Genomic DNA, 4,088 nt, shown 5'->3' with positions numbered 1-4,088 from the left:
CGCCCGACCAGGCCGCCGACCGGGCCCCCGTCCAGGCCGACCAGGCTGCCGGGGAGCCGGACCCCGAGCCCGCCCCTCCGGCATCGGACGACCCGCCGGCGTCCGACGCCGGCGGCGCCCGGGCCGCGATCGCCTACGCACGGGACCAGATCGGCGAGCCCTACGTGTGGGGGGCGGACGGACCGGGCTCGTGGGACTGCTCCGGCCTCACCTCGAAGGCGTGGGCGGCGGGCGGGAAGCAGCTCCCGCACTACTCCGTCGCTCAGTACGAGCAGTCGACACCGATCTCGGCAGCGCAGCTGCGCCCCGGCGACCTGGTCTTCTGGGGTGAGAACGACAGCCCGAGCTCGATCTTCCACGTGGCGCTCTACACCGGCGGCGGTCAGATCATCCACGCCCCGCGGACCGGCCGGCCGGTGACCGAGGAGTCCATGTACTACTGGCGGACCCCAGACTTCTACGCCCGACCCTGAGCCGGGCTCGGGGTGGGGTCGGTCGGTTAGGTTCGGGCCATGCCAGACGACACGGCCGAGGCTTGGCCCACACCCACCGTCGACGTCGCCGAGCTCACTCGGATCCTCGACGGAAGGTACGCCGAGGTACGCGACGCCGTCCGGAAGGCGCTGCCGTCGTACGCCTCGGTCCTGGAGGACGCGGAGACCATGAGCCGCGACCAGTTCCAGGAGCGGGTCAAGGAGGTGGTGCTCGAGCTCGCCGACACCGGAGCCACCGGCATGGGCTTTCCCGAGGAGTACGGCGGCGGCGGGGACCTCGGCGCCTCGATCGCGGCGTTCGAGACCCTGGGGTACGGCGACCTGTCGGTGCTGGTCAAGGTCGGCGTGCAGTTCGGGCTGTTCGGCGGCGCGATCCTGCAGCTCGGCACCAAGGTGCACCACGACACCTACCTCGCGGACCTGGTCACCGGCCGGCTGATGGGCTGCTTCGCGATGACCGAGACCGGCCACGGGAGCAACGTGCAGGCCCTCGGCACGGTCGCGACCTACGACCAGGACGCCGCCGAGTTCGTGGTCACCACCACCCGACCCGACGCCTGCAAGGACTACATCGGCAACGCCGCCCGGCACGCGCGGGTCGCGGTCGTCTTCGCGCAGCTCGAGGTCCGCGGCCAGGGCCACGGCGTGCACGCCCTCGTGGTGCCGTTGCGCGACGAGCAGGGCAACCTGCTGCCGGGCATCCGGATCGAGGACGACGGTCCGAAGATGGGCCTCAACGGCGTCGACAACGGCCGGATCTGGTTCGACGGCGTGCGGGTGCCGCGCGAGGCGCTGCTGAACCGGTTCGCCGACGTCACCGAGGACGGCACCTACGTCAGCGAGATCGAGAGCCCCGGGCGCCGCTTCTTCACCATGCTCGGCACCCTCGTGCAGGGCCGGGTGTCGGTCGGCGCCGCCTCCATCTCCGCGGCGAAGGTGGCGTTGACGATCGCCGTCCACTACGGCCTGCGGCGTCGTCAGTTCGAGGCGACGAGCGAGGAGACCGAGGAGCTGATCCTCGACTACGGGCTGCACCAGCGACGACTGTTCCCCCTGCTCGCGCACACCTACGCACTGCACTTCGCACAGGAGGTGCTGACCGACCACCTGCACGACGCGTTCTCCGGCACCGTGACCGACGAGGAGTCCCGGCGCCTGCTCGAGTCCCGGGCCGCCGGCACCAAGGCGCTCGCGACCTGGCTGGCCACGCGGACGATCCAGGAGTGCCGCGAGGCCTGCGGGGGCGCGGGCTACCTCTCCGTCAACCGGTTCGCCGCGCTCAAGGCCGACACCGACGTCTTCGCGACGTTCGAGGGCGACAACAACGTCCTCCTCCAGCTGGTGGCCAAGGGGTTGCTCACCGACTACGCCAGCGACTTCGAGGACCTCGACCAGCTCGGCATGGTCAAGTTCGTCGCCGGGCTCGCGGTCGAGACGGTGCTCGAGCGGACCCGTGCGCACAAGCTGCTCCAGGGCATCCGCGACGCCCTGCCGGGCGGCGGCGACTCCTGGGACACCGACACCGGCCTGCTCGACCCGGGCTACCACCTGGCGATGTACCGGTTCCGCGAGGAGCACCTCCTGGGCGGGGTCGCCCGCCGGCTCAAGCGCGGCGTCGACGCGGGCATGAACCCGGGTGAGGTCTTCTCCCGGGTGCAGGACCACGTCATCGCGGCTGCCCGGGCGCACGTGGAGCGGCTCGTGCTCGAAGCGTTCGTGGAGAAGGTCGCGGCGATGGAGGACGGCGACCTCAAGCTCGCACTCAACCTGGTGTGCGACCTCCACGCCCTGACCGGGATCGAGGCGGACCGGGCGTGGTTCATGGAGCACGGGCGCCTCACCAGCCAGCGGGCCAAGGCGATCACCCGGGAGGTCGGCGCGCTGTGCCGCAGGATCCGACCCGTCGCGGCGGAGCTGGTCGACGCCTTCGCCGTGCCCCGCCCCCTGCTGCGGGCACCGGCGCTGGTGGGCGAGGGGACCGGTGGCTGAGGTGGCACTGCGAAGGGTGATCTCGAAGCTGCCCGGACTGGGGGGCTGGGAGGAGGACCCGCTCTGGGCGTCGGTCTACGACTGGTCGGTCGAGCACCCGCGAGCCGGCGGCCTGATGTGGCGGCTGGGGATGGCCAGCGACCTGTCGCTGCTCTACCGGGCGGCGTCCGAGATCGGGCGCCAGCGCGCCGGCGCCCGGATCCTCGACATCCCCTGTGGCGGCGGGGTCGCCCTGCGCGGCCTCAAGGCCGGTCAGGGCGTGGAGTACGTCGCCGCCGACATCGCGCAGGCGATGCTGGACCGGACGATGCGGGCCGCCGAGCGCCGCGGCGTCGCCGACCAGGTGGCGCCTCAGCTCGCCGACGTGGCCGACCTGCCGTTCGACGACGCGTCCTTCGACCTGGTCGTCACCTTCACCGGCCTGCACTGCTTCCCCGATCCGGCGCGGGCGGTCGTCGAGCTGGCGCGGGTGCTGAAGCCGGGCGGGGTGATCACCGGAAGCGCCGTGCTCAAGGGCACGGGCCTGCGGCACAAGCCGCTCCGCGTCGTCGGACGCGCGGCCGGACTGCTCGGCCCCGGCTGCACCGGCGAGGACCTCCAGCTCTGGCTCGCGGGGCAGGGCATCGCGGACGTCGTGCTCGAGATGAGCGGGGCGATCGGCTACTTCCGCGGGATCAAGCGGAGGTGATCAGCGTGCGGGGCAGCCATGTCCCGCGCCGTGAAGCGCGAGGCCGCCCCGAGGTCGAGCTGAGGATCAGTGACCGTTGGTCTTGAGCCGCTCGAACGACGCCTCGACCTCGGCCTCGGCTTCGGCACGGCCGACCCAGTCCGCCCCCTCGACGGACTTGCCGGGCTCGAGGTCCTTGTAGACCTCGAAGAAATGCTGGATCTCGAGGCGGTCGAAGTTCGGGACGTGGTTGATGTCGCGCAGGTGCTCCATGCGCGGGTCGCCCGCCGGCACGCACAGGACCTTGTCGTCGCCACCGGCCTCGTCGGTCATCCGGAACATGCCGATCGCGCGGCACTTGATGAGGCAGCCGGGGAAGGTCGGCTCCTGGAGCAGCACCAGTGCGTCCAGGGGGTCTCCGTCGAGGCCCAGGGTGTCCTCGATGTAGCCATAGTCCGCCGGGTACATCGTCGAGGTGAAGAGGAAGCGGTCCAGGCGCATCCGACCACTCTCGTGGTCGACCTCGTACTTGTTGCGGCTCCCCTTGGGGATCTCCACGAGGACGTCGAACTCCAGCACTGGCTTCCTCCACATCATGGGCCGGCACGGGCTGCGCCGCTCGAGCGGACTCCGGCCCAGGTCCGCTGTTCGGCACATTGTCCCGCACAATGTCCCGGAACGTGCAGTCGGGGAGCTGCACCGAGACGCAGCAGACGAGGACACCGTGGCCAGGAGTGACGAGGAGCGTGGCTCCGGGCGCGTGCGGAACGCCTTCGCCGCGCTCGTGGCCCTGGCGGTGGTCGCGGCCGGCGGCATGGCCTGGCAGACCGGGTGGGCGGAGGAGATGTGGGACCGGGCCCGCGGCACCGACGGCCCGCCCGCCGACCCCGCCTCTGTCGCGCCGCCTGCCGGGATCGACGTGCCGGACGTCGTACTCC

At 71.7% G+C, this 4,088-nt stretch carries 5 protein-coding genes; 4 read left to right on the top strand and 1 reads right to left on the bottom strand.

The genetic code is table 11. From position 1 onward, the window contains the following. The 3 genes from E7Z54_RS20645 to E7Z54_RS20635 form a co-directional block, all read left to right on the top strand. Nucleotides 1-473, top strand: a 473-nt coding sequence (locus tag E7Z54_RS20645) for a C40 family peptidase (RefSeq protein ID WP_206056433.1), incomplete at its 5' end; no start/stop codon positions are given. A 39-nt stretch (nt 474-512) separates the two neighbouring features. Further along, entirely contained in the window at nt 513-2,483 is a 1,971-nt protein-coding gene (locus E7Z54_RS20640) for an acyl-CoA dehydrogenase (protein ID WP_136436620.1), read from the top strand. Continuing rightward, complete coding sequence (locus tag E7Z54_RS20635; RefSeq protein WP_136436619.1) at nt 2,476-3,171, top strand: class I SAM-dependent methyltransferase; 696 nt, start codon at nt 2,476-2,478, stop codon at nt 3,169-3,171. The genes E7Z54_RS20640 and E7Z54_RS20635 overlap by 8 nt, the downstream gene beginning before the upstream one ends. Nucleotides 3,172-3,237: 66 nt before the next feature. Here the strand turns inward: E7Z54_RS20635 and E7Z54_RS20630 are convergent, their stop codons facing one another. Beyond that, the gene (locus E7Z54_RS20630) at nt 3,238-3,747 is read right to left on the bottom strand and encodes an inorganic diphosphatase (RefSeq protein ID WP_276606250.1); all 510 of its coding nucleotides are present in this window, start codon (nt 3,745-3,747) and stop codon (nt 3,238-3,240) included. Between the two features lie 127 nt (nt 3,748-3,874). Between E7Z54_RS20630 and E7Z54_RS20625 the strand changes: the two genes are divergently transcribed. Continuing rightward, the coding region (locus E7Z54_RS20625; protein ID WP_136436618.1) for a hypothetical protein at nt 3,875-4,088 on the top strand (214 nt) is incomplete at its 3' end.

Origin of the sequence: Nocardioides sp., assembly GCF_004803405.1 — a bacterium.
Taxonomy (GTDB): domain Bacteria; phylum Actinomycetota; class Actinomycetes; order Propionibacteriales; family Nocardioidaceae; genus Nocardioides; species Nocardioides vastitatis.
Note: the sequence above shows the minus strand (reverse complement) of the source record. Positions and strands in the feature narration are given on the sequence as shown.

Bases quoted from the DNA above. Each gene is read 5' to 3' on its own strand.
- E7Z54_RS20630 (WP_276606250.1), bottom strand. From the start codon at position 3,747: ATGATGTGGAGGAAGCCAGTGCTGGAGTTCGACGTCCTCGTGGAGATC.
- E7Z54_RS20640 (WP_136436620.1), top strand. From the start codon at position 513: ATGCCAGACGACACGGCCGAGGCTTGGCCCACACCCACCGTCGACGTC.